The sequence below is a fragment of the Segatella copri genome, from assembly GCF_019249795.2.
GTDB classification, from domain to species: domain Bacteria; phylum Bacteroidota; class Bacteroidia; order Bacteroidales; family Bacteroidaceae; genus Prevotella; species Prevotella copri_B.
This window is the reverse complement of record NZ_CP156891.1, coordinates 2,264,143-2,285,282: the sequence shown is the minus strand read 5'-3', so window position 1 is coordinate 2,285,282 and position 21,140 is coordinate 2,264,143. Positions and strand designations below refer to the sequence as shown.

Genomic DNA, 21,140 nt, shown 5'->3' with positions numbered 1-21,140 from the left:
CATAGAAACAGAAGAAAATGAAGTCAATCATCATCATAGGATACATGGGCGCCGGCAAGACAACGGTCGGCAAAGCCCTCGCCAAAGACCTTGGCGTTATGTTCTACGATCTCGACTGGTATATCGAGAGCCGAATGCGCAAAACCGTTAAACAGATCTTCGATGAAGTTGGAGAAGAGGGATTTCGCAAGATAGAGCACAATATGCTACACGAAGTGGCAGAGTTTGAAAATGTAGTGGTAAGTTGCGGAGGAGGAACACCATGTTTCTTCGACAATATGGACTACATGAACCAACTTGGCGAAACGTTTTACCTGAAGGCATCTCCAGAGACCCTTCACGCTCATCTGAAGATGGGCAAAGGCGTGCGCCCTCTGCTGCTCAACAAAACACCGGAAGAGGTAGACGAGTTTATCCATGAGCAGCTGAAACTTCGAGAGCCTTACTACGAGAAGGCAAAACACATCATCGATATCAACGTGATGGACAATTATGATAAAATCAACGCTATTGTTCAACAGATCAGAGACCTGCTGAACATATAGCCGTATCTAATAAAGTAATATATAATAAAGGTAACAAACAAAACTGATTTCCAGCAAGCAAGATTAGAAAATGAAGAAATGGACTATTGAAGACTCGAAGGAGCTCTACAACATCTGTGGTTGGGGTACTTCTTACTTTGGCATCAACGGCAAGGGTGATGTCTATGTAACTCCATGCAAGGACAACACGCAGATAGACCTGCGCGACATCATGGACGAGTTGGCATTACGCGACATCAACGCTCCCGTACTGCTCCGTTTCCCAGACATCCTCGACAACCGCATCGAGAAAACAGCCAGCTGTTTTCAAAAGGCAAAGGAAGAGTATGGATACAAGGGAGAAAACTTTGTCATCTATCCTATTAAGGTGAACCAGATGCAGCCGGTCGTTGAGGAGATTATCTCTCACGGCAAGAAGTTCAACCTCGGACTGGAGGCTGGCTCTAAGCCTGAACTCCACGCCGTCATCGCCGTACAGGCACAGAGCGACTCGCTCATCATCTGTAACGGCTACAAGGACGAGAGCTACATCGAACTTGCCTTGCTGGCTCAGAAGATGGGCAAGCGCATCTTTATCGTAGTAGAAAAGCTCAATGAGCTGGATATCATCGAAAAGGTAGCCAAAAAACTCAACGTAAAGCCAAACATCGGTATCCGCATCAAACTGGCTTCTTCAGGCTCAGGCAAATGGGCTGAAAGCGGCGGCGATGCATCTAAGTTCGGCTTGACCAGCGCAGAACTGCTCACAGCCCTCAAGAAGATAGACGAGATGGGGTTCCACGACTATCTGCGCCTTATCCACTTCCATATCGGAAGTCAGATTACCAAGATTCGCCGCATTCAGACTGCTCTCCGTGAGGCAGCCCAATTCTATATTAGCCTCCACAAGATGGGCTACAATGTAGATTTCGTAGATTGCGGTGGCGGACTCGGTGTAGATTACGACGGCACCCGCTCTTCAAGCAGCGAGAGTTCCGTAAACTACTCTATCCAGGAGTATGTGAACGACTGTGTCTATACATTCGTAGATGCAGCCAATAAGAACAATATCGAGCACCCTAACCTCATCACCGAGAGCGGCCGTTCGCTCTCTGCCCATCACTCAGTCTTGGTTATCGATGTCTTGGAGACAGCTTCCCTGCCAGAAATGCCAGAGGAGTTTGAGGCGAAGGAGACTGACCACCAGCTGGTGAAGGATCTTTATGAAATATGGGACAACCTGAATCCTCGCAACATGCTGGAAGACTGGCATGATGCCGAGCAGATTCGCGAAGAGGCATTGCAGCTTTTCTCTCACGGCATCGTAGATCTGAAGACCCGTGCAGAGATTGAGGCAATGTACTGGAGCGTGTGCCACGAGATCAACAATCTTGCCAAGCACATGAAGCATGTACCAGAAGAACTCAGAGGATTGGATAAGATTCTTGCCGACAAGTATTTCTGCAACTTCTCTCTGTTCCAGAGCCTGCCAGACAGTTGGGCTATCGACCAGCTCTTCCCTATCATGCCTATCCAGCGCCTGAACGAGCGTCCTACCCGCAACGCTACCTTGCAGGACATCACCTGCGACAGCGATGGAAAGATTGCCAACTTCGTTACCGACGGACATATCGGCAACGTTCTTCCTCTTCATCCATTGAAGAAGAACGAACCATATTATCTCGGTGTATTCCTCGTTGGTGCCTATCAGGAGATTCTGGGCGACATGCACAATCTCTTCGGCGACACCAATGCTGCCCACATCTCTGTAAAGGACGGCAAATATAGCATCGACCAGATATTCGATGGCGAGACCGTAGAGGAGGTATTGGATTACGTACAGTACAATCCGAAGAAACTCGTCCGCCAGTTGGAGCAGTGGGTAACCAAGAGTGTGAAGGAAGGTAAGATTTCGCTCGATGAGGGCAAGGAATTCCTGGGCACCTATAGAAATGGTCTCTTCGGATACACATATCTTCAGTAAGAATTAACAGTTGATAGTTAATAGTTTACAGCAAGATTGCCCTATAAACTATTAACTATAAACTATAAACTAAACTTAAAGATGGAAAAAGTAACAGTAGTAAAGGTAGGCGGTGCCATCGTTGAAGACAGCGAGCAGCTGGCACAGCTCTTGAAGGATTTCGCAGCCATTCCTGGCAAGAAAGTATTGGTACATGGCGGTGGCCGCCGTGCCACTAAGGTAGCCGCAGCCCTCGGCATCGAGAGCAAGATGGTGAACGGCCGCCGCATCACTGATGCAGACATGCTGGAAGTGGTAACAATGGTTTATGGCGGTCTGGTCAACAAGAACCTGGTTGCCAAGCTCCAGGCTAACGGTGTGAATGCTCTCGGTCTGACCGGTGCTGATATGGACGTAATCCACAGTCACAAGCGTCCGTTGAAGGACGGTATCGACTTCGGATTCGTGGGCGATGTAGAGCGTGCCAACGGCAAGATGCTCCAGACCCTTATTAATGAAGGTATTACTCCAGTGATGGCTCCATTGACCCATGACGGCAAGGGCAACATCCTCAACACCAATGCCGACACCATAGCCAGCGAGACTGCCAAGGCTCTGGCTCCTTACTACGATGTGACATTGATATATAGTTTTGAAAAGAAAGGCGTGCTCAGTAATCCTAAGGATGACGACAGCGTGATTCCAGTGATTACCCATGCCGATTTTGAGAGATATAAAGCAGATGGTACCGTGGCAGGCGGCATGATTCCTAAGTTGGAGAATGCGCTTGCAGCCATCGATGCTGGTGTGAAAGAGGTGATTATCACCCTTGCTACCGCCATCGACGGAAAGCACGGAACGGTGATTAAGTGAAGAACGAAGAGTGAAGAGTGAAGAATTCATCACCTTTTTTCTTAACAAGAGTTAAAAATAGAAATAAATTAAGATTGGTTGTAACTTTCTTATAGCATAGTCGTCATTAATTATAGAGGGATGAAAGAAATCAGTTTCCAGAACGATGTTTTGCCGCTGAAGAACAAACTCTTCAGGCTGGCCCTTCGCATTACTCTCAACCGGGAGGAAGCGGAAGACGTTGTGCAGGATACGCTGATTAAAGTCTGGAACGCCCGCGACAGATGGCTGGAGCTTGACTCCATCGAGGCATACAGCCTCACCATCGCTCGCAACCTCTCGCTCGACCGCATCAAGAAGATGGAAAATCAGAATGATTCGCTGGAAGAGCAGAATACAGAAAGGTTAGACGAAAACACTTCTACCCCCTCAGAAAGGATGATTCAGAAAGACAAACTGGACATCGTAAGGAATATTATCGACGAGTTGCCTGAAAAGCAGCGCAGCTGTCTGCAGCTTCGAGACATCGAAGGAAAGTCCTACAAGGAAATAGCAGACATCCTCTGCATCACGGAAGACCAAGTAAAGGTGAACATCTTCAGGGCTCGTCAAACAGTCAAACAAAGATTTCAACAATTCGACAGATATGGATTATAAGTACATCAACCAACTTTTGGATCGCTACTGGAAGGGCGAGACTTCTCTCGAAGAAGAGGAGATTCTCCGTGCATTCTTCAGCCAGGACGAGTTGCCTGCCGAGCTGAAGCCATACCAAGCGCTCTTCTCTTACGAGATGGGCGAGGCTAAGCAAGAGGCGCTGGGTGATGACTTCGACCAGAAGATGATGGCGATGATTGAAGATGAATATACCAAGAAGCCTAACAAGGCAAAGGTGATTTCTTTGACAGAGCGCCTGAAGCCTCTCTTCAAGGCTGCTGCCGTGGTAGCTATCATCCTGACATTGGGCAATGCTGCTCAGGTACCTTTCCAGAGCAATGACATTGATTCTGTTGAAAACGTAGGATACATCAAGAGTGGCAAGGGCGTGTCCGTAGCCATGGGAGATTCTGCTTCGGTTGATTCTATGCAACGCACAGGCATCGATCAGGTAAGCACTCCAACAACGTCTCCAACGTTATTAAAGTAGATTATTTCTATGCTTTCTCTATAAAAAATCATGTTTAGTAAAACAATTCTGAAGCTGTGAAGTTTCAATTCTCTCAAATTTTTCATAACATACTAACGTAATAGGGCTGCCAGGATGTACTGGCAGCCCTTACTTATTTTATATATTTTGCACGCAAGCGTATGATAAAGGATACACAAGTGGCTCAATTTATTGCTACTGCGAAGCTTCATTTAAGTCTCCTTCCGGTCATCATTGATGACTCTTACTTACCTCAATATAAGACACTTAACCTGTTTAAGAAGGAGCGTTTGAGAGGTTATTTTTCCAGATGGGGGTTAACAGAGTTAACAGTTAACAGCCCAGAATGTATACTTCCCCCCACTCACATATAATAATAAGTATATATATTTATATATAATATAAGGTATGGGAGAGGGGGAGGATGCAAAAAACAGCTGTTAACTGTTAACCTGTTAACCCTTTGCCCCTTTTGTTAACATAGTTTTCTCCTCCAGAACTCACCGTTTCTCGGTGCAGAAGTCATCGTTTTCTTTTTGGGAATACATCGCTTGCCGGATAGAAATCCTTGCCATTACTTGTTATTTTTTTCTGGCGAAATCAGCCATTTTTGTTTATTGCCAATAAATAAATCTGCGGTTTTTTATTTACTGGCAATAAACAAATCGAATATAAGTTCTATCATCAAAGCTCTTATTGCCCTCTACGATGCCCTTGGTGGCGATAAAGGAACGGATGTTCTGAGGGTCGTTGGCTATCTGCTCTGCCAATGCCGCCTCGCTCGCTGCCAAGGTTGGCTTCAGGAACGGATATCCATCGCTCGCCAATACAATCTCGGAGGAAGAAGATGGAATTGTATCTGATGCAGAAAGCGGAGTCAGAGCAAGGGACTGAATCTGATGCTGGAACAGAATCCTGAACAGAACTAGAAGCTGAAACAGAGACAACCTTCACTCCCTCCCGATAGATAGGAAATCCATCAATAACCGTATAGGTCTGGTTCTGCCCCGAAAGCATCGCCTTGATAAGCAATGGCTCTATCTGCTTTCTAGCCTCAGCAGGCGAAAGGCCCTGCTCTATCAGTTCTACCCTCTTTCTGGCAATCTCCTGCTCATAAGGCTTGCCGTTCTCATAAAGCTTGCCATCGATGATTGCCTGGCAATCGCCCACCATCCATACTTCATTCCTTGTTCGGCTATAAAGGATAGCCGAGGCGGTAAGCCGCTCTTCCGGATGCTCCTTCAACCGCTCTTCCACCCCAAGCTTTTCATACACCTTATTATATATATACGCCGTTACGCCCTGACAGAAATCATCTACCGAGGCATCCGCCTTCAGTTCCTCCCAGATATACTCCGAGATAAGCATCATGGCATATCTTCCGTTCTTCATATCAGGATTGAGATGCTTCGGCGTCTTGCTCGTACTGCCATCAATCACAGCGATGAAATCATCGGTAACTACCATTCCATCCTCACAAGCCTCAGGGCTCTTCTTTCCTATGATACTGCTTTCTATAATCTTCATAAAATCTACTTATCTATCCGGTTATATATCTGAAAAAAGGTTACCCATCCAGGTAACCTTTTTACTCGTTTATTTATCTCTTAAGCCTTCACCTTCTTTAATCTGATAACCAGCTGTATGAAGCTTGGAATCATGATGCAGAGAGAGAAGCCTATGGCATAATACATGGTTTTCTCATCGCCATGGAAGAGGTCGATGAGCTTGCCATCGCTCTGAGGCATGATATTGGACAGGACATACGCCATCGTATTATTCACCCAGTGGAGCAGGATGCCCGGAACAAGACTCTTGGTGCGATAATACATCCAACCCAGGAGTAAGCCCAGCAGGAGGGCATTGACAAACTGCGCTACGTTGGCGTGAACCAGACCGAAGATGGCAGCCGAAATCATGATGGCTACCCAATGGTTCTTCTTGCTCATAAGACCCAGCAGGGTGCGGAGAACGGCTCCACGGAACACAACCTCCTCAGCAAAAGGCGCCAGAATGCCGATAGCCACATAACCCCAAGGCTCCTTCATGAGCGATGCGAATATCTGCTCGGTATTCTCGTCCATCTCGATGCCTATCTGCTCATATATGAACTCCAGAGGAATGATGGTTCCCAGGGCGAACAATGCCACCCAGAGAAGCGTTGCCCAAGGCTTGGAAAGCAGATAATCGCGGGTCAGCGGTGTCCACTTCGTCTTCAGGAAGATGACGAGGGTGATAACGTTGCTGAACGCTGAGGTAAGCGCCGTCAGGATAGGATTGCTGCCCGAACTGATAGCCAGGAGCGTTGCCTGGTAACCTTCGCCCTTAATGCCCGCCCAGATTCCTACGCCAGCATACATCACGATAATCTGTACTACTATAAATATAATCAGGTAGAGGACGATATCCGTCAAACCTCTCTTTAAATTAATCTTTGCCATTGCTTTTACTGTTTATAATTAATCGTTTATAGTTAATAGCATTCTCGCTATCATTCCGCTTCCTTTTCAAAGAGATCCAGCACGGTCTGCTCATCCTCTTTCAGCTGCGCCGCCAACTCCTCGGGACTGTCAAACTTCTGTTCGCCCCTTATTCGCTTCACGAAGCTTACGAGCAAGAGCTGGTCATAAATATCCCCGTCGAAATTGAAGATGTGCGTCTCTAGCGTCAGTTGTCTGCCATTGAAGGTTGGGCGATTGCCCACATTCATCATTCCCCGTTTCCATACCACCGTATTCTCCAGTCTTACCCTTACGGCATAGACACCAGGGGCAGGAATCAGCTGTCCAAAGTGAGAGATGTCGAGATTGGCTGTAGGGAAGCCGAGCTTTCTGCCTTCGTGATATCCGTTCACCACCTTTCCGATGAGGGTATAAGGGAAACCGAGGCACCGGGCTGCCATCTCCACTTCTCCCTCTTTCAGGAAAGAGCGGATGACGGAAGAAGAGATATTGATGCCGTCTATCTGGAAAGCTTCGTTCCTGATTACCTCGATGCCCATCTCCCTGCCGTAGCGCACGTAATCTTCGAAAGTCTCCTCGCGGTTGTGACCGAAGCGATGGTCGTAGCCGATGAAGAGTTTCCTTACGTTGAGATGGTCGTGGAGCACCTGCTGCATAAACTCTCTTGCCGACATGGCAGCCATCGCCTTGTCGAAATGCAGCACCACAGCATTATCCACTTCCGTCTTCGAAAGCAGCAGCAGCTTGGAGTCGAGTGTGCTCAGCATCTCTGGCTGATAATCTGCCTGCAATACCTTGCGGGGATGCGCATCGAAGGTGATGACGGTGGATTGCAAGCCTTCCTTTCGTGCCGTCTCTACGAGATGATGAATCAGGAACTGATGTCCCCGATGCACCCCATCGAAGAAACCGATGGTTGCCACACAAGGCGGCAACTGCACGATATCATTATAATGTATTGTATTCATAAGGACTGTCTTTAACATTCATATCAGAAGAATAACTCCGATGGATTATCTTCTCTTTGCTATCATTCTCTTAAAAGTTCTCCACAGCTCGCCCGCCCAAAGTACAACGGAGGTTGAGCCGATGATGAGCAGCCACTCGTGGAGCGACAATGGTGTGGTGCGGAACATTTCACCACCAAAGGTTACGATAATCCACTGACCCACCAATACCAGTACAAGCACCAGAATCATTCCCTTATCCTTCAGGAAATGGCGGAAAGCAGTATGATGGCTCATCAGCGCCTTGGCATTGAAGAGGTTCCAGAACTGAATCATCACGAAGGTGGTGAAGAACATGGTCAGCTCATGCACATCTACTCCACCCTTGCCTCTGCGCTCACAGTAAACCAGCAGGGCAAACATAACGAGGAAGAAGACGATGCCGCAGAACAGAATGCCGAAACCGATGCTCTTGTTGATGATGAAATCGGATGCCTTGCGTGGTTTATCCTTCATCACCTCGTGAGATGGAGGCAATGAGGCAAGTGCCAAGGCTGCGAAGGTATCCATGATAAGGTTCACCCAGAGAATCTGAGTAACCGTCAGAGGCATCTCGGTTCCGATGACTGAGCCGCCAAGCACCAGCAGGAGGGCTACCACGTTTACTACCAACTGGAAGAAGAGGAAGCGCTGCAGGTTGCGATAGAGCGAGCGTCCCCACATCACGGCGTTGGCGATAGACTTGAAGGAATCATCGAGCAGGGTCATATCCGAAGCCTCCTTAGCTACGGAAGTTCCCGAACCCAGCGACAAGCCCACGTGAGCATAGTGAAGCGCCGGAGCGTCGTTGGTACCGTCGCCTGTTACTGCAACCACCTCGCCACGCTTCTGGAGCATGGCCACCAGTCGCTGTTTATCGGTAGGACGGGCACGGCTCATCACACGGATATCCTTTGCCCGTTCGTAAGCCTCTTCATCAGAAAGAGCCTCCCACTGTTCGCCCGTAATCATCTGCTGGTCGAGCGAGGTCAGAGAGCCATCTGCTCCGATATTCTCAGGTTCATCTTCGAAGACACCTATCTGCTTGCCTATCTCCAAGGCGGTGGCAGCCGTATCACCCGTAACCACCTTCACCTCGATACCCGCATGGCGGCACTCCTGCACAGCAGCAGGAACATCCGGACGGATAGGATCGGCAATGGCTGCAATGGCCTGCAACTGAAGGTCGTTGGCATCGAGAAGTGCTACCACTTCGGCAGTAGAGGTTCTGGAAGTTCTCATGATAGAAGCTTCTATCTTCTTATAGGCGAACGCCAGGGTTCTCATAGCCTTATGCTGCCACTCATCGAGTTCTTCGACTGACTGTCTCTGCATTCTATCTTCGATGATGCATTTCTTCATCACGATTTCAGGCGCACCCTTTACGAAGAGATAGGTCTCGCCATCAACTTCTGCCAAGGTTGCCATCATCTTTCTTTCGGTAGAGAAAGGCAACTGCTTGAGCACATTCACCTGCTTGCGGAGTTCTTCATAATCCTTGCCCTGGGCATCGAGCCAGAGCAAGAGAGCCGACTCGGTAGGGTTTCCGATAGGTTTGCCGTCATTCAACTCGGCTGTAGAGTTGAGGGCAATGGCAGTATCGAGCAGCGCCTCATCGCCCTGCTTGAGTTCCAGGGCACTCACCTGCATCTTGTTCTGGGTAAGCGTACCGGTTTTATCGGTACAGATCACGGTAACGGCACCCATGGTTTCGCAGGCATGGAGCTTGCGCACCAGATTGTTCGACTTCAGCATTCTTCGCATGTTGAGCGCCAGAGAAAGGGTAATCGCCATCGGCAATCCTTCCGGCACCGCCATCACAATCAGGGTAACAGCCATCATGAAGTATTTCAGCACGATTTCTGCCATATAGAAATAATCCTTGCCACCCCATGCCGGGTTGGTGAGGATATCGTGAATCAGGAAGATGAAGAAGGCTGCCACAGATACTACAGAGCCTACCTTGGAAATCATCTTAGCCAACTTGTCGAGCTGCATGTGAAGCGGTGTCTCCACCGAAGTCTGTTCGGTAGATTTTTTCGCCACCTTACCAATCTCGGTAGCATCGCCCACGGCAGTAACCACGAACTCGCCCCTGCCATTCATCACCATGGTAGAACGGAGGATGACGTTGCGAGGATAGGCTCCATCGCCACCGCCTTCCAGAGATTTCTCGGTAACGGGTTCGCCCGTAAGGGTAGATTCATTAATCTGCAGGTCGTTGCAGACGATGAGTTCGCCATCGGCAGGCACCTCGTCGCCCACTTCCACGAGCACTACATCTCCCACCACCACATCGTGGCGTGGAATCTCCATCACCTTACCATTGCGACGCACCTTAACCGGCTGCTCTTCGCTGAGCGCCGTAAGCAGATTAAACTTCTTGGCTGCATCGCGCTCAAAGTAGAAGCCAACGGTAGTAGCAAGGAAAACTGCCACGAAGATACCGATGGTCTCCATGAAATTCTTTTCGATAAAAGCAAGGATGAGAGATACGAAAGCCGCCACAAGAAGTATCTGGATAATCGGGTCGCGATATTTATCCAAATACAGTTTCCATAATGAAGTACGTTGAGGAGGGGTGAGCACGTTTTTGCCATGCTGTTCCCTACTCTGTTTTACTTGTTCGTCGGTAAGACCGATTCTTTTGTTTTTGTCTATGTCCATTTCAGAATAGATATACTTTTCTTTTTTGTGTACGATTAATAAGTACATACGCACGTGTGCGCACATAATTTGGTGCAAAGATACGCTATTTTTCTGATTCTAAGAAAATTTTTAAGATTTTATTTGGTTATTTGCCCAAAATCTAGTATCTTTGCACTCGAATTTGATAAAAATTCAATGGACTTGTAGCTCAGTTGGTTAGAGCAACAGACTCATAATCTGGAGGTCCTAGGTTCAAGCCCTAGCTGGTCCACAAGGTTAAGCATCTGAATATTAGATACTTAACCTATTTTTGTTTCTAGACCTTTCTGGATTAAGAAATACAACCACCAGAGCTTTTCCTCTTTATTTGCTACATTGTTGACTGATTGTTGACTAATTAAATTAAACGTAACATGCTGACAATCAAAGCAGAAATTAAAAAAGGAGAGCTTAAAGCAAATGGTACTTACAATGTAAAGATACGCTTTACGCTCAATCGTAAGGTGAAGAGACTATCATCTAGTCTTTTCGTTTCTCCAAAGGACTTAACTAAATCTGGAGATTTCAAGAAAACAACCAAGATTTACAAGGAGATTGAGAACTTAGTACAAGGGTACAAGAACAAGTGCAATGAAATGCAGGTTGATTTAAACAGCTATTCTCTTGATGATATTTTCAAGCACCTAAAGTTTGAGGATATGAAAGACAAGGAGATTGACTTTATCGACTTTTCCAGAAAGTGGATTGCTAAGGCTACCATAAAAGGAGCAAACAATTACAAGACCGTTCTCAACTCACTCACTTCATTTATTGGACGTGACAGCCTCAACATTTCAGAAATCAATTTATCCTTTATCACAGGATATGCTGATTATATAAAGAAATGTAGAGAAGCTAAAATAGAGAAGTTGGAGAAAGCAGGGAAGCGTGTTCCATCTAACAGAATGATGTCTTTATATTTAGGCAGTTTACGACACCTATTTAAGGAGGCACAGAAGGAATACAACAACTACGACAATGGTTTGATACTTATTCCATCATCCCCTTTCGACAATTTCAAGATTCCGAAACAGGAGGCAACCCGAAAGAGAGCACTTGATAAAACCACTATCAAGAAGATTTATGCTCTTCCATATAGGAATACAAGCAAAGGCATCAAGGGGACGTGCAGATACGACCTAGCTAAAGATTGCTTTATCTTATCCTTTGGGCTAATTGGCATGAACTCTGTTGACCTTTATAACGTGACAGATTACAAAGATGGTAAGCTGACATACTACAGAACCAAGACCAAAGCACGTAGAAATGACAAGGCGAAGATGGTGGTTGATGTTCCTCCAATGCTGAAACCATTGATAGAGAAGTACAGAGACAAGTCTGGCAAACGAGTCTTCAATTTCTATCAATATTACGCAAACGACAAAGGCTTCAATAAGGCAATAAATCGAGGCTTGAAAGAAATTGGCTCAGAATTAGCTATAGATGATTTGGAGTTTTACGCTGCTAGACATTCATGGGCAACATTAGCCATCAATAAAGTTGGCATAGACAAATATACCGTCCATGCAGCACTCAACCACGTTGATGAGTCAATGAGAGTGACCGACATTTATATCGAGCGAGACTTTCAGAACGAGAATAAAGCTAATGCTAAGGTCGTAAAATACGTTTTGGGGACTAAATAACAAAGCATTAATCAAAGTTACGAAAAAAAGAGAGCATAAAATGGAAAAAAGCTCTTTAAACTTTGCTCGGTCAAAAATAATTATTATCTTTGCAGCCCATTTCAATACTTCGATGGAGAAATCTGTTTAAGTGGAGGGATGGACTGCTAGATTTAAGAAAGAGTGTTCTTTGACTTATTGAGACAGGAATTATTAATTTTAATTTCAAAAAAATATGATTAATTTCAATTTCTCGTTGGATAGCACGTCACCTATCCAACAATACGATAACGTAGGTGCTTATAATACTTTACGTGCATTAATGAATCGTGGAGAAAATTTGACTACCAAGTTTTTCACAAGTAAAGATAACAAGCCTTGTGCGTGGATAGAATCTCGCTATGTTGCAGGTTTTAAATACGAGCTTAAAGATAGCTCCTTACATGGTTTAATCAACTATCTACAAGATGGCATTCTTGCGGATTTTGACATTAACCCCACAGACACAGAGCCACTAGAAGATAACTCAGATTTTCAAATGGAAATTTTCAAGATGTTCGTGAATGCAGGGAAAGCAATTCAATACGCTCCCTTATTCCGAACACAACCTAAATTTCTATCAGCAATGCTGCCACTCACAAAAGGAAAGATAATTTTCCGAGTGGAAAGGTCAGATGAATTATTAGACTACTTGCGTGAAAAAAAGCAGGTAATCATTTAAGATTATCACCAAACAAGGACAACTTATTAATTTATATGTCCTTTAAAAAGCTAACAAATGAACGTTACAGAAATTGAAATTAAGAAAAAATCCAATGGTAAAATTCAACACCTTACAGAGGTCTTAAAGGAGATTCCGACAAACACGATATTGTGTAAGACCTTAACAGGACTCGGAGCTACTTATGGTGAGATAAAAGCTAAGCGTCATTCTATAATCATAGAGCCTAACAAACCTGTAATCGTAGGTAAATACAAAGACTCAAAGCATAAAGATGACAATTTATTTCCTGTGCATGAGGGAATCTATTCAGATGATGTAGTTAATTACATAGAAAACACATTTGAATATAACAGCACCCATACAGGGAAAAAAGGGCGCAAATATATTAAGATTCTCACGACTCCAGAAAGTTTTCCAAAGGTCAAGTCTGCATTCGAGGAAGTTGATTTTGATATTAGATTTAATTGCTTCCTATTATATGACGAATGTCACAAATTAGTTAAAGATGCAGACTATCGGAATAGCATAAGTTTACCTATGGACTTTTTCTTCCAATGCCAATATAAGGCTATGGTTTCTGCAACACCAATCGAGATTAATGACCCTCGGTTTGAAGAGCAAGGTTTTCAGATTATTAAGATTAAGCCAACCTTTGATTATAAACGAGACATCAACCTGTGGGTAACAAACAATTTACTACAGTCTACAAAAGAGGTTTTAGCTAAGATAGAAGACAAAACATGTTTCCTCTTTTGCAACTCTACAGATACTATTTATGCGTTGATGGAACAGCTCAATCTTCTAGATAAATCTGCTGTTTTTTGCTCAGATAAAAGTGTAGATAAACTGAGGGGACTAAACTTTAAATCCGCTTATAGTACTTGGGACGAGAAGAATATGAAGCATTATAATTGGCTAACTTCTCGTTTTTACAATGCGGTAGATATAGAAATAAATGAGTGTCCTAACGTTCTGCTTCTTACAGATTGCTATATGGCTGAATATACGATGTTCGACCCTAACACTGACATTATCCAATGTGCAGGTAGATTTCGGAATGGCATATCAAGCCTACACCTAATTAGTAATATAAACAACCATTATCCTATATGGAATCGAGATGAATTGAATGGCTACATTAAATGTTTTAAAGAGACATATGATAATATAAACTTGCTCTATGAACAAAATAGAAAGTGCAAAATGAAGCAAGAAGCATATAAAGCCATATTAGATACTTTACCTTTCACTCAATTTCTAACTACAGATGGTTATATTAACTACTTTGCAATTGACAACTATATTGATAATGAATTTATCAAGGGGTACTATCAAAATTCAGTTAATCTCTATCGGGCTTTTAGCGACAATGAAGTTTTCTCTTTATCCTCCTATCATAACAACCATTATAAATTAGGAGATTACGAAAGATTACATAGAGAGAACAATGCTATTTCACTAAAAGTAAAGAGAAAGATACTAGTTAAGCAATTAGAAATACTTGGGGATTGCTCAACTGAATTAGATTTAAGTTTCAAAGAAGAATTACGACAGGTAGACAAGCTTATAGTGGAAGCTTACGACAAGCTCGGTAAAGCAAAAATAGAAGAGCTTAGATATAACAGCAAAAAGATAAAAAGGGAAATAATCCTTACGGACTATCATAACAAAGCTAGAGGTAACGAAGCCCAAAAATTATTAAACTTAGATTTTCAGATTGGTGCTTGGTACTCAGCAGAGAATATCAAGTCAAAATTAAAACAAATATGTAAGGATTTAGATATGAAACCATTAAAAGCTGTTACATCACATACTATTTTAGATTTCTTTGAAGCAAAGCCTCAGCAACGAGGCAAGAAACGAGGATATTTAATTATCCGCAAAAAATTTATTTAATGGCGACAAAAATTTCAGAATAAGCCTTTTATAGACCCTATTCAAAAAATGTCGCCAGACCTGTCTCAGTAACAAAGAACACTTAATCTTCATCATACGGGGATGCCATTCTATGGTGTCCCCTGTTTTTTTATTTCATTAGGCATCATTTTCTTCTATATTTCATACTATGACCAGAACTTTATAGCAACAAACAAATCAAAATCTTATGCAGAAAAATATCAGAAATCTCTTGGATTTTTTCAGAATACACATATCATTGTCTAAGAAGATGGAACTAGTTTTCACTTTTTGGCATAAAATATTTAATAGTTATCTGATTAATCAAACTAAGCCGTGAGCCTCAACGCTTGCGGCTTTTTTCGTTTTTATACTATCCATAGACAAGAGAGCACAGGACAAGACACACTTATTTGCCCACATAGACCAATCCATTCCAAAACCATCCTACAGCACCCATAAACAGCCTCAACTTTTTCACCTGCATATTTAGTTAGGAAACATCATATCTCAAAAATTCAGAAGACAAGAGAAAAGAGAGAAAGACTAAAAATAAGAGTTTTACACATAAATTATATAAGCCCCTACTTTTATCCCCCATGTGTTCTACGAAAGGCGGGGGGACATATACTTTAGTCCCCTCCTCACACTTAGAAAGAAAAATAGATATAGAAAATAGTCATGTAATAGCAACTATATTTATTTTGAGATTATAAACAACATTATTCACTTCTAATTTATTGAGATTATGAACAACATTATTTTATTGCCACAGGCACAGAGAACAAATCGCATCGAGGATGCAGTTATCTTAGACGAGTTTAAAGCAGAGAATCACTTTATCGAGGCTAACACGCAAGAAGTAACTTTCGAGCACTTGAAGAACGATTGCATCACTCCTGTTTTTGCTAAAGACAACGAGTTGACCATCAACCACGCTGACTTTATCGAGACCATTGAGGATGCAACCAGAACTTTCTTCCATGGTCAAAAGGTTGGAACTCCCAACATTAGAGTTTCCCACGTAATCAAGGGTAGAATACCAGAGGCAGTTAGAAAGCCTGCTAATCAACTCTTGGATTCAGACAAGACCATCTACTATGAGCGTGCAGCATTCAGCATTGACATTCCTACGGTCTTCGAGACTGTAATGGGTAACAAGCTGAACCTGTCCATCGTAGGAGTCAGAGCATACAATCAGATGAACTTATATTCCAAGAAGTCGCCAGAGCTATTCAGGCTAGCTATTGGTTTCAAAAATCAAGTCTGTTGTAACATGTGCATCTTTACAGATGGCTACAAAGAGGATTTGAGAGTGACATCTACCAATGGACTCTATCGTGCAGCCTTGGAGCTATTCAATAGTTTCAATCCTGCCAGACAGCTTCAACTTCTTCATTCGTTAGGGAACACTACCATGAGCGAGCATCAATTTTGCCAAATTCTTGGTAAGATGAGACTCTATCAGTGCTTACCCAACTATTACCAGAGAAGCATCCCTAAGATGTTGCTAACTGATACACAGATTAACAGCGTAGCCAAAGCATACATCAATGATGAGAACTTTAGTAGTTTTGGAGAGGACATCAACATGTGGAAGTTCTACAACCTGTTAACAGGAGCTAACAAGTCTAGCTACATAGACTCATTCTTGGATAGGAGCCTCAACACCACCCAACTTGCACTTGGCATCAATGCAGCTTTGCATGGTGACGAGCGATATAAATGGTTTATCGACTAACCACAGACAGGACATCTATCAGAAATGGTAGGTGTCCTTTAGTTACTAACTAATAAGCAAAAGACGCTTCATTGATATATGTAGCTATGAGAGAAACTAAGCTGAAATGTTAAATCTCAACATATATTAGAAGAAAGACAGACAAATCCTTGGTCAATCAAACAATTATTGCTAAATTTGCACCAATTCTACAAGGAGTAGAAGTACATATTTAGAATGAGCGTTTGAAGTTATCTTAACATAGAATCTGGACAATTCTAACGACATAGGTAACAGGTCAAGGTGCTCATGCTTTCATGTTGCATATATATACTCATATATATAACACATGGAGCATGGGCTATTGTCTGTTTATATGTCGCAAGCAGTCCAGAGCTTTATGTTAGTAAACATCAATAGTCCCCATGCTCCTTTCTTTATGTGTAGAAAGCAACTATCAATAAAAGCCTATCTAGTGGGGATATAAAGGCAACTTTATTATATTTATGTGGATTTGGGTTATCATAATTGCTATTGCCATCGGAGCTTTCATTGGTTATGCTAATTCTGGAAAATCAGAAGATGCCGTGGGTGGAGCTATGGCAGGTGGGTGCATGGCAGCAGGGTGCATTGGAAGAATTGCTATAGCAGCATTAGGAATCATATTGATTCTCTGGTTGTTTAATCTTTTATTTTCATAAAGAACATGAAAACGTTTTTTATCTCATTAGTAGTATCCATTCTAATATATATATTAGGTGGAATGATTGTGTGGAACTTAGTTTGCTCATTTGCTATTGATGTACCCAACTTGCCCATAACAACATTAGAAAAATACAGATTATTCACTTACTCTGGTTTAACAGGAGTAGTTATGTTAATTACACAAATAATCGAGGATGATTGCACGAAAAATCGTGAAGAAGCTATGACCTATTTCTATGTTGCATTAGGAATAAATCTAGCGATTGCGATTGGAGTGAATTATTGGAACACTGTATGGGATGCTGTACTTTTTATCCTAGGTTTAATTTATAATTTGGGAAATATTGGAATTATGACCATGACATTTTTCGCTTATAATGACAATGATATTGATTAAAATTTAAATAAGATGAAACGTTTGATATTTTTTATTACCCCTAAAATCCGCAACTATCATCCAATACACGATTAAGGGTAGATTTATGAGTCGTTAGTAGCAGCTTTCAGTAAAAAGCAACAGCACAACATCAATATGTAGCCACCATCCCCTTACCCCACGATGCGACTTGAGGTAATACGCAGATTCAAACCGGAAAGAAAGGATTCTTATCCGAATTCTGTTTTGAAGGGTTTTGCATAAGCTCGGTTCTCTGTGTAGATATTCAGCACGTATTGCCTTGCAGTCATGATCCACTTGGCAGGTACGGAGATGAATCTGAAGACAAAAGCCTTTATGCGACTCGTTTTCTTGAGCCCAAAAGCCTTGGTGTCAAGCCTGCTCATGATGGTCTTGTAGAAATTGTGTATCAATGCAGTAAGCAGAAGAAAGACAGTATTCTCCGCCATGAATGACTTGGGGAGCCTGCTCCAACCGAATCCGTTGTTCATGTCGTCAAAGATACGTTCCTTGCCGCCACGCAGATTGTAGAATTCAACAATGTCCCTTGTCGATGACTTGTAATCGTTGGTCAGAATACAACGGTAAGTGTATTCGCTTTCCCACAGGTCAAGGTCGCCACTGTTGCGTCTTTGTCTCTGGATGACAAGACGATAGCACTTGCCTTCCCATTTCTCAACGAGAATGGAATTGAGTTCGAACTGGATGCCGTTAATCTCCTCCGTCTTCCATCCTCTCAGAGCAAAGATGTCATTGTAGAGCGAACTGCATCGGTTGGCACGGATGTAGAAATGTTTGCAATGCTTCTCTATCTCACTGACGATTTCCTTCGAGCAGGAACCGCAGTCTGCCCTGAAGCGATTTACACGGATGTTCTGGGATTCCAGAAGAGCGAAGAATCTCTTATGGGTGTCTGCCTGATGAAAACGCACATTCGTGTTACCATCGCTGTTCTCGATATAGACTATCTTGTCACCGATAACATATACGCCAGGCCTGTAGCCGAGGAACTTTTTGTAGGTCGGTTTTGCATCATACTTCTCCGTTTCAAGGAACTGATGGTCAAAGTCAACATCGTATTCCTCAATTTCCTTCAACTCGCCTGTAGAAACCAAAGCGTTTATAAGCAATGTGTTGAGTTTGTCTGCAGTATTGAAATCATAGGTCTTGCCTTGGTCGGAAGTATAGGAGATGTTTTCCTGTGTCAGTTCCTTGATGGCTCTGAGGATGGTATCAGAGCTGCATGTACGAAGGGTAGGATGATACGAGAGATGGCGCATCAGTTGTGACGTTACATCTTCCACGCATGAGCCGCCACAGAAATAAACGCTCATCAGCGAACGGACTATCTCGCTGAACTGATATCCGAAGATACTGCTGCATCTCTGACCCAGTGTTGAGTCGATAACGGGTGAAAGCATGGAGTCAAATTTCTCCATGATTGAAAAAATTCCTCCAAAAGGTGTGAGTTTCTCAGATTTAATTTGTATTTTTGCCATGTCATATTAGAGTTTTGCTTGTTTTCTTTTTGCAACACTAAGATAAGTGAAAATTCTGACATGGCAAAATCCTGGGCAACTTTTTGTTGCTCAGGAACTTATAAATAAAGTTAAATTATAGTGTTGCGGAATTAAGGTTACCCTATTATGGGGAGCAACTTCATTATTTGCACAAGATGACAATCTTATCTATAAGTTCAAAGGAGTTTCCTTTGAGCCTAGTAAAGATATGTTTATAACCCTAGCTCTTCAATCAAATGATTCAATAAAAGATGTCGCTTTCCTTTCTGACATTTTTGACAACAATCAAAAATATATAAGAGCAGGCTATGATGAAATGCTGTTTGAAAAGATTTTAGGGGCTTTAGCTGAAAGAGTTCAATTTCAACAAAAATCACTAGCTATGGGAACTAAATTAGTTACCCAAGCAATAAATCAAGGTGTAGCAACATATCAAAAAGCTAGAACTGAAGAAAAAGCTATTGAAGCACAAAAGCAGGCTGAGCGAAAGGCTTTTATGGAAAAAGCTAAAGCTGAAAACCATCAAAAAGCAATAGAGTTTGAAAACATGACAAAAAATGGGTCTGTTAAAAGTACTTCTACACCAGATATATATAATCATAAGCCTATAAACATTTCGGATTTATATACAGCAGACGGCGATTATAATGCAGCCTTACAGATGGAAGCACAAATCCATGGCGAAGCTTATGCTAGACAAAAGGTAAAAGAACGAAGAAACAATGCTATCGCACAAAGTAAAAATAGTACTGACATAAATAAACCGATAGAATACGAAAAAGTTATCACTGCTGTCACAGAAAGCCGAACCCAACTATATATTAAAATTAAAGTTGGTTATATTATAGGTTACAGTAGAGGCTTAAACCAACTTGGCAAGCACGATTGGACTTTTGTTCCTAATGTCAGCTATACAAAAACATTCCAAAACCGAGAGTTCGCCTATACTGCAAACGTAGGTGGCACACGAATTTACTTTAATCTGTAACAATTATGAAGATACTTCTTATTCTCATCACAACTATTGTTTTTTCTTTGCCATCATTCGCAAAGGGAGAAATTGACTATGTTAAGTCAGCCAATAATGTAACACTAATTGGAAGCAATACAAACATAGGCAGCATTATAAACGCAGGTGCTATGAAAAGAGGCATGATAATCGCTATTGCCAATTCAAAGAAAGCTCCTTTAATCTATAGTTTAGAGCAATACACATCAAATAACAAACAGCAATATGCTTTAAAAGTTTGGGTAAGTCCAAATAAGAAAATGCCCTCTATACTTAATTCAAATGGTAAACTGCTATTGAAAACTGCAAAAGGCAACAATATTGAACTTACTTCATGCTTTACAGAAGCAACCATTAATGAAGCATGGAATCTTTCATACACATCATCTATTTTTCCCATAAGTAAAAAACAACTTGAAGAACTTACAACAGGAGTTACAAAAGCACGAATAGAACTTCTCTGTTTAAATACAGAAAAGAATACTACAGAATACAGCTATAAGGATTATGAATATTCAAAAGATGAAATTGGCAAGAATCTAAAGAAATGGTCAGAAGCAATCGAAAAGGAATCAATATCCCCTACGATTACTCCAGAAGACAACTCGCCAAAAGATATACATGAGAATTTCTGATTCCATGTAACACTCCTATATATTGTTACAAGCCAACTTCTTCTTTTATGTGGAGGTTGGCTTTTTTGCTAATAATGCATAAATAGAAAAGATTTGGTTACCCAAACTGTTGTTAAACCAAAGAAAAGCATTATCTTTGCAGCCATACACCAACATATATCAATATGACAGAATACAAGAGACAAGACATCACAACAGAACTTCGTGGAGCACTTCAAGAAGTGAAAGAGCATATCGAGGGTAAGAAGCTACTTCAATCCTTAGATAGTCTTCTTGAAGAATTATAA

The 21,140-nt window shown here is 42.4% G+C and carries 19 protein-coding genes and 1 tRNA gene; 15 read left to right on the top strand and 5 right to left on the bottom strand.

Annotated features, from left to right (window positions below):
* Window positions 1-17 precede the first annotated feature (17 nt).
* From KUA48_RS09645 to KUA48_RS09625, 5 genes are all read left to right on the top strand, one after another.
* Window positions 18-545 carry a shikimate kinase gene (locus KUA48_RS09645; RefSeq protein WP_153072582.1) on the top strand — a complete coding sequence of 176 codons (528 nt, stop codon included), beginning with the start codon at window positions 18-20 and terminating at the stop codon, window positions 543-545.
* Window positions 546-615: 70 nt separating this feature from the next.
* Complete coding sequence (gene speA / locus KUA48_RS09640; protein ID WP_118254296.1) at window positions 616-2,508, top strand: biosynthetic arginine decarboxylase; 1,893 nt, start codon at window positions 616-618, stop codon at window positions 2,506-2,508.
* Window positions 2,509-2,589: 81 nt separating this feature from the next.
* Window positions 2,590-3,360: an acetylglutamate kinase gene (gene argB / locus KUA48_RS09635; RefSeq protein ID WP_218431929.1), complete on the top strand. Its 771-nt coding sequence runs from the start codon at window positions 2,590-2,592 to the stop codon at window positions 3,358-3,360.
* A gap of 120 nt (window positions 3,361-3,480) precedes the next feature.
* Window positions 3,481-3,996, top strand: a complete 516-nt coding sequence (locus KUA48_RS09630) for an RNA polymerase sigma factor (protein WP_153072583.1) — start codon at window positions 3,481-3,483, stop codon at window positions 3,994-3,996.
* Window positions 3,986-4,486 (top strand): pyruvate ferredoxin oxidoreductase, encoded by a 501-nt coding sequence (locus tag KUA48_RS09625; protein WP_118153548.1) that lies wholly within the window; start codon window positions 3,986-3,988, stop codon window positions 4,484-4,486. Before KUA48_RS09630 ends, KUA48_RS09625 begins: the two co-directional genes overlap by 11 nt.
* A gap of 693 nt (window positions 4,487-5,179) precedes the next feature.
* On the opposite strand, the gene KUA48_RS09620 is transcribed toward KUA48_RS09625, so the two are convergent.
* From KUA48_RS09620 to KUA48_RS09605, 4 genes are all read right to left on the bottom strand, one after another.
* Window positions 5,180-6,013 carry a hypothetical protein gene (locus KUA48_RS09620; protein ID WP_334649269.1) on the bottom strand — a complete coding sequence of 278 codons (834 nt, stop codon included), beginning with the start codon at window positions 6,011-6,013 and terminating at the stop codon, window positions 5,180-5,182.
* A gap of 80 nt (window positions 6,014-6,093) precedes the next feature.
* Window positions 6,094-6,927: a CPBP family intramembrane glutamic endopeptidase gene (locus KUA48_RS09615; RefSeq protein WP_215651231.1), complete on the bottom strand. Its 834-nt coding sequence runs from the start codon at window positions 6,925-6,927 to the stop codon at window positions 6,094-6,096.
* Between the two features lie 50 nt (window positions 6,928-6,977).
* The gene (locus tag KUA48_RS09610; protein ID WP_153089207.1) at window positions 6,978-7,916 is read right to left on the bottom strand and encodes a bifunctional riboflavin kinase/FAD synthetase; all 939 of its coding nucleotides are present in this window, start codon (window positions 7,914-7,916) and stop codon (window positions 6,978-6,980) included.
* Between the two features lie 45 nt (window positions 7,917-7,961).
* Window positions 7,962-10,601 (bottom strand): calcium-translocating P-type ATPase, PMCA-type, encoded by a 2,640-nt coding sequence (locus KUA48_RS09605; RefSeq protein WP_218431931.1) that lies wholly within the window; start codon window positions 10,599-10,601, stop codon window positions 7,962-7,964.
* 179 nt (window positions 10,602-10,780) lie between these two features.
* Here KUA48_RS09605 and KUA48_RS09600 point away from each other — a divergent pair.
* The 7 genes from KUA48_RS09600 to KUA48_RS09570 all read left to right on the top strand — a co-directional run bounded on the left by KUA48_RS09600 (window position 10,781) and on the right by KUA48_RS09570 (window position 17,689).
* Window positions 10,781-10,854 (top strand) — tRNA-Ile (locus tag KUA48_RS09600).
* A 142-nt stretch (window positions 10,855-10,996) separates the two neighbouring features.
* On the top strand, window positions 10,997-12,268 hold the full coding sequence (locus KUA48_RS09595; RefSeq protein ID WP_218431933.1) for a phage integrase SAM-like domain-containing protein: 1,272 nt from the start codon (window positions 10,997-10,999) through the stop codon (window positions 12,266-12,268).
* A gap of 214 nt (window positions 12,269-12,482) precedes the next feature.
* Window positions 12,483-12,968 carry a hypothetical protein gene (locus KUA48_RS09590; protein WP_218431935.1) on the top strand — a complete coding sequence of 162 codons (486 nt, stop codon included), beginning with the start codon at window positions 12,483-12,485 and terminating at the stop codon, window positions 12,966-12,968.
* A gap of 57 nt (window positions 12,969-13,025) precedes the next feature.
* Window positions 13,026-14,867: a DEAD/DEAH box helicase family protein gene (locus tag KUA48_RS09585; protein WP_218431936.1), complete on the top strand. Its 1,842-nt coding sequence runs from the start codon at window positions 13,026-13,028 to the stop codon at window positions 14,865-14,867.
* Window positions 14,868-15,615: 748 nt separating this feature from the next.
* Window positions 15,616-16,608, top strand: a complete 993-nt coding sequence (locus KUA48_RS09580) for a DUF3871 family protein (protein WP_218431938.1) — start codon at window positions 15,616-15,618, stop codon at window positions 16,606-16,608.
* A gap of 485 nt (window positions 16,609-17,093) precedes the next feature.
* The gene (locus KUA48_RS09575) at window positions 17,094-17,288 is read left to right on the top strand and encodes a hypothetical protein (protein ID WP_153072591.1); all 195 of its coding nucleotides are present in this window, start codon (window positions 17,094-17,096) and stop codon (window positions 17,286-17,288) included.
* 5 nt (window positions 17,289-17,293) lie between these two features.
* Window positions 17,294-17,689, top strand: a complete 396-nt coding sequence (locus tag KUA48_RS09570) for a hypothetical protein (protein WP_153072592.1) — start codon at window positions 17,294-17,296, stop codon at window positions 17,687-17,689.
* Window positions 17,690-17,898: 209 nt separating this feature from the next.
* On the opposite strand, the gene KUA48_RS09565 is transcribed toward KUA48_RS09570, so the two are convergent.
* On the bottom strand, window positions 17,899-19,188 hold the full coding sequence (locus tag KUA48_RS09565) for an IS1380-like element IS612 family transposase (RefSeq protein ID WP_218433801.1): 1,290 nt from the start codon (window positions 19,186-19,188) through the stop codon (window positions 17,899-17,901).
* A 229-nt stretch (window positions 19,189-19,417) separates the two neighbouring features.
* On the opposite strand from KUA48_RS09565, the gene KUA48_RS09560 reads away from it, so the two are divergent.
* The 3 genes from KUA48_RS09560 (at window position 19,418) to KUA48_RS09550 (ending at window position 21,140) form a co-directional block, all read left to right on the top strand.
* Entirely contained in the window at window positions 19,418-20,197 is a 780-nt protein-coding gene (locus KUA48_RS09560; RefSeq protein ID WP_218433440.1) for a hypothetical protein, read from the top strand.
* A gap of 5 nt (window positions 20,198-20,202) precedes the next feature.
* Window positions 20,203-20,853: a hypothetical protein gene (locus tag KUA48_RS09555; RefSeq protein ID WP_153072594.1), complete on the top strand. Its 651-nt coding sequence runs from the start codon at window positions 20,203-20,205 to the stop codon at window positions 20,851-20,853.
* A gap of 164 nt (window positions 20,854-21,017) precedes the next feature.
* Entirely contained in the window at window positions 21,018-21,140 is a 123-nt protein-coding gene (locus KUA48_RS09550; RefSeq protein ID WP_256624484.1) for a hypothetical protein, read from the top strand.